General features: G+C 72.6%; 2 protein-coding genes. One reads left to right on the forward strand and one right to left on the reverse strand.

What is annotated here, in order from left to right; all coding sequences use genetic code 11:
* On the reverse strand, positions 1 to 3,690 hold a 3,690-nt coding region (locus ACTHJJ_RS11565; RefSeq protein WP_440303093.1), incomplete at its 3' end, for an ATP-binding protein.
* Positions 3,691 to 3,874: 184 nt separating this feature from the next.
* On the opposite strand from ACTHJJ_RS11565, the gene ACTHJJ_RS11570 reads away from it, so the two are divergent.
* A complete protein-coding gene (locus tag ACTHJJ_RS11570) occupies positions 3,875 to 4,549 on the forward strand; it encodes a SprT-like domain-containing protein (RefSeq protein ID WP_440303094.1) in 675 nt (224 codons plus the stop codon).
* Positions 4,550 to 4,698: the final 149 nt, after the last annotated feature.

Here is a 4,698-nt window from a genome sequence, read left to right on the forward strand (position 1 = left end):
GACGTCGGCCCGGACGAGGACCTCCTCGATGCCGGCACCGGCAGTCAGCGGGGCGATCTTGCTCTGCAGCGACGTCAGCTGCTGCAGGTCGGCCTCGATGGTCGGCCAGATCGACACCCAGACATAGTTCATGTCGAGGCGAGCGCTCGCGCCGCGAGCGGCCCTGGTCCGACGGATCGCCTCGAGGCAGTTGGCGATGGCGCGCTCGACGTGCGGCAGGCCGGTCACCGCGCCGTTCTCGTCCCTCACGACCACGAGCTGGCGGACCTGGGCGAGCGCGACGAGGCGCCGGTCGTCCGGGTTGTCCTTGGCAACGCACTCGTAGAGCAGGACGTCCTCGGGCGCTTCGAGGCGGGTCACGTCGAAGGCGCGGAGCCGCCAGAGGCTGAGGCGCCGCCCGACCATCGGGTGCACTCCGCGCACCAGCCGGTCCTCCGTGAGCCCGTCGGCGGTCGGCCGGAACGTGAAGTAGTCCACCGGGCGCCCGTCACCGGCGCTCACGGCGACCGCCACGCGCCGTACGTGCTCGGTGAACGGCATACGGCCGAGCTTCTCGGCGAGCTGGGCGCTGGCGTCCTCGGGCGACTGGGGCTCCTCGGGCCAGCTGAGGTAGAGGTCGACGACCGCCTCGTGGCTGGGCAGGCGGCCCTCGACGTCCGCGCTCACCGCCGCGTCGAGGGGACTGCCTGGCGTCAGCTCCCTGACCAGACCGATCGTCGTCGTGAGGTGGGTGGCCCGTTCATCGAGCGTGTAGTCCGCGACCGCGAAGGGGCGGCCGCCGGTGGAGAAGGTGTGCTGATCGCGCAGGTCGTGGCCGCGGTAGTGCCGCTTGATGAGGACCTCGAGCATCGGCTCGTGCTCGGGCAGGCCACCGTGCAGCCGCTCGGCGAGGAACCGGACGAGCTGCTCCGGGATGGCGGCCAGCTCGTCGACCCCCTCGGCGTGGCCGGGAGCGTCCGGCGTCGTGGCGAGCCCGGACAGCTTGTCGCGGACCCCGGTCAGGACGCTGGCCCGGTCTGCATCGACGAGGGGCTGGTCGAACCAGCGGAACCGCGCCGACCGGGCGAGGTCGCCGACGACGGGAAAGCGCAGCTGGGTCGCGAGGACGAGCCGGTCGAGCATCTCGCGGGCGACCGTGTCGTATGGCGCTGCCGGCACCGGCTCGCTCAGCCACCGCTGCAGGAGAGACGTCGCGACCGCCACCTCCGGCGCGGACCGCTGCTGGGCGAGGAAGATCCGGAACACGGCCTCCTCGAGCTCCGGGGTCCGCTCGAAGTCCGCGACGCCGTAGTGCGCGAGGACGCGGGCGAGCTTGGCGCGGAAGTCCTCCGGGAGCCCGGCCCGGTCCGGGTCCAGGCTCTGCAGGTAGCTGTGGAAGTACTCCCTGGGGCTGTGGACGAGAAGCTCGGTGTGCCGCTCCTCCGCCGCGGGCCGGTTGCGGCTCAGCTCCGCGAAGTCGGTGAGCAGCTCGAGCAGGGCGATCTCGGCAGCGATCGTCGTCTGGCCCTCGGTGGCGAGCTCATCGCGGGCCTCGAGGTAGGCCGTGAGCGCCCGGCCGCTTCCGGCCGACTCGGTGTCGAAGCCGAGGATGGCGCCGGACAGGTCGGCGACGGCCCGCAGCGCTCGCGTGGCCGCGGACTGGCCGTTCGGGGCCCCGGGGAGGTCGAGGTCGACGGAGGGGCCCGCCTCGGCCTGCGCCTCGTCGCCGTCGCCGACCGGCTCGAGCCGGATGAGTGGGGCGCCGGTCTCGACCTGGGCGCCGACGGTGACGGGCAGCTCGCGGACCCGGCCGGCGAAGGGCGCCACCAGGACGGTCTCCATCTTCATCGACTCGAGCACGAGCACGGGTGCGCCGGCCGCCACCTCGGTCCCCACCTCGACCGGTGTCGCCACCACGAGGGCCGGAGCAGGCGACCGCATGACGCCCCCCTCGTCCCGGGTGACGCGGTGGGTGACGCCGCCCACCTCGACGAGGTGGACCGGTCCGTGCGTCGCCGTGACGAGGCGGTAGCCGTGCCCGGAGACGCTGAGGCGGCTGTGGTGGCGGTCGATCCGGTCGATCTCGGCCTCGACCGCCTGTGACTCGGCGCCCGCGCCGATCGTGACGCGGTAGCGCGTCTGTCCCGCTCGCAGGACCGTCACCTTGTATGACGCGCCGCGCAGCTTGAGGTCGACCCCGCGGCCGACCTTGTGCTGGACCTGCGGGCGGCCGCCGCGGGCGGTCTCGAGCAGCCGGGCCCGCTCGATGGCCTCGGCGTCCTCGTAGGCCTCGATGCCCGCGGCCACGAGGGCGATGCCCGAGTGGCGGTGCGAGACGAGCCGGCCCTGCTGGCGGACACGGTCGATCCAGCCGGTGTCCGCCGAGCCGTCGATGACCTCCGGCTGATCCAGCAGGTCGAGGATGAACGACTTGTTCGTGGCCCCGCCCTCGATGACGACAGTCGTCTCCTGCATCGCCCGCCGGAGGCGGGCCATCGCCTCGTCGCGGGTGCGTCCGTAGGCGATGATCTTGGCGATCATCGAGTCGAAGTCGGCCGGGATGGAGTCGCCCTCGGCGACGCCGGTGTCGACCCGGATGCCCGGACCCGAGGGAAAGGTGAGCAGCTCGATCCGGCCCGGGGAGGGGGCGAAGTCGCGGTCCGGGTCCTCGGCGTTGAGCCGGGCCTCGATGGCGTGGCCGGACTCGACGGGGCGCTCGCCGTCGAGCCGGCCGTCGCTCGCGACGTGGATCTGCAGCCCGACGAGGTCGGTGTCGGTCGTCACCTCGGTGATCGGGTGCTCGACCTGGAGGCGGGTGTTGACCTCGAGGAAGGCGAAGAACTTCTCGGTCGGGTGGTAGAGGAACTCGACGGTGCCCGCTCCGGAATAGCCGACCGCGATGGCGAGACGCTCGGCGCTCGCCTTGACCTCCGCGACCTGCTCGGGTCCGAGGACAGGTGAGGCGGACTCCTCGATGACTTTCTGGTTGCGCCGCTGGATCGAGCAGTCACGCACGCCGACGGCCCACGCCGTGCCCTGGCCGTCGGCGATGACCTGCACCTCGATGTGGCGCGCGCCGGTGACGAGCTTCTCCAGGAAGACGACCCCGGAGCCGAAGGCCCGCGCGGCCTCGTCACGGGTGCGCTCGTAGGCCTCGCGCAGGTCGGCGTCGGAGTCGACCCGGCGGATGCCCCGCCCGCCACCGCCTGCGGTGGCCTTGAGCATGAGCGGGTAGCCGATCCGTGCGGCGGCCTCGGTCGCCTCCTCGAGGGTGTCGACGCCGCCGCGGCTCCACGGGGCGACAGGAACGCCGACCTCCTCGGCGATGAGCTTGCTGCCGATCTTGTCCCCGAGCTTGCGCATCGCCTCGGGGCTCGGCCCGATGAAGGTGACGCCGATGCGCGCGCAGAGCTCGGCGAAGCCCGGGTCCTCGGCGACGAAGCCCCAGCCCACCCAGGCCGCGTCGGCGCCGGTCTCGAGCAGAGCCCTCTCGAGGACCGCGTAGTCGAGGTAGGGCCGGTTCGCGGCCGGGCCGAGGTCGTAGGCCCGGTCGGCCTCGCGGACGAACATCGCCCGGCGCTCGCCCTCGGTGTGCAACGCGATCGTCTCGATCTGCGGCCCGTTCGGCTCAGCGGCGTTGAGGTCGCGAACCGCGTGGATGAGCCGCATGGCCGCCTCACCACGGTTGACGATGGCGATGCGGGAGAACATCTCGAGGGCCTCCTTGGGGCAGGGGGACGCGTCCGGTGCGGCGTGCGCTCACGCCACCGTTCGAGACTGTCACCATTCGCGCCGACGGGCGAGTACAACCTACCGGGCGTCGGCGTCGAGCCGGGATGATGCTGTCGGGGGCCGCCCTTACGCTCGGGGCGGGGGCAGACAGGAGAGACACGAGATGGACCTGAGTGAGGCGCTGTCGCTGGCGCGGGAGCTGGTGCGTGCGCACAGGCTCGACGGGTGGACGGTGGGGCTCGACCGGGCCAAGGCGCGGGCCGCAGCCTGCCACTTCCGCGACCGGCGCATCACGCTGAGCAGCCACCTGACCGCCCTGCACGAGCAGGACGAGGTGCGTGACTCGATCCTCCACGAGATCGCCCACGCTCTGGTCGGCCCCCGCCATGGGCACGACGAGGTCTGGCGGGCGACGGCGATCGCCATCGGCTCGACCGGCTCGCGCTGCGTCGAGGGCGGGCCCGCGGTGAGCGGCAACTGGTGGGGCACCTGCCGCGCCGGCCATCACACGACACGGCACCGGCGCCCCGAGCGGGTCATGACCTGCGCCAGGTGCTCGTCCACCTTCGATGTGCGCTACCTGCTCGCGTGGACCTATCGCGGCGAGGAGGTGCCGATGCATCCCAACTACGTCGCGGAGCTGCAGTCGCTGACCGGTGACCAGAACGCGCCCATGGGACGCCGTCTGCGGGTCGGCCAGCGGGTCCGGGTCACGGCTCCGGGCGACTTCGAGGGCAGCCTGGGCACGATCGTGAAACGGGGCCGCACCCGCTTCCATGTCCGGTCCCGGGGCGGGATCCTCACGGTGCCCTTCGCGCTCGTCGAGCCCACGACCTGAAGAGGCGCCCTTGCGCCCGGAGTAGTCGCCGCCCCACCGCACGACACCGTCGCAGTAGTCCACGATCGCGCGGATCTTGCCCCGCTGGGTAGCAGTCGCTCGCACCGAGGGGATGGCGGGGCGCGTTCACGTCGATGGCCGTGCCGCTC

Origin of the sequence: Intrasporangium sp., from assembly GCF_051961875.1 — a bacterium.
In the GTDB taxonomy this organism is placed as follows: Bacteria; Actinomycetota; Actinomycetes; order Actinomycetales; family Dermatophilaceae; genus Intrasporangium_A.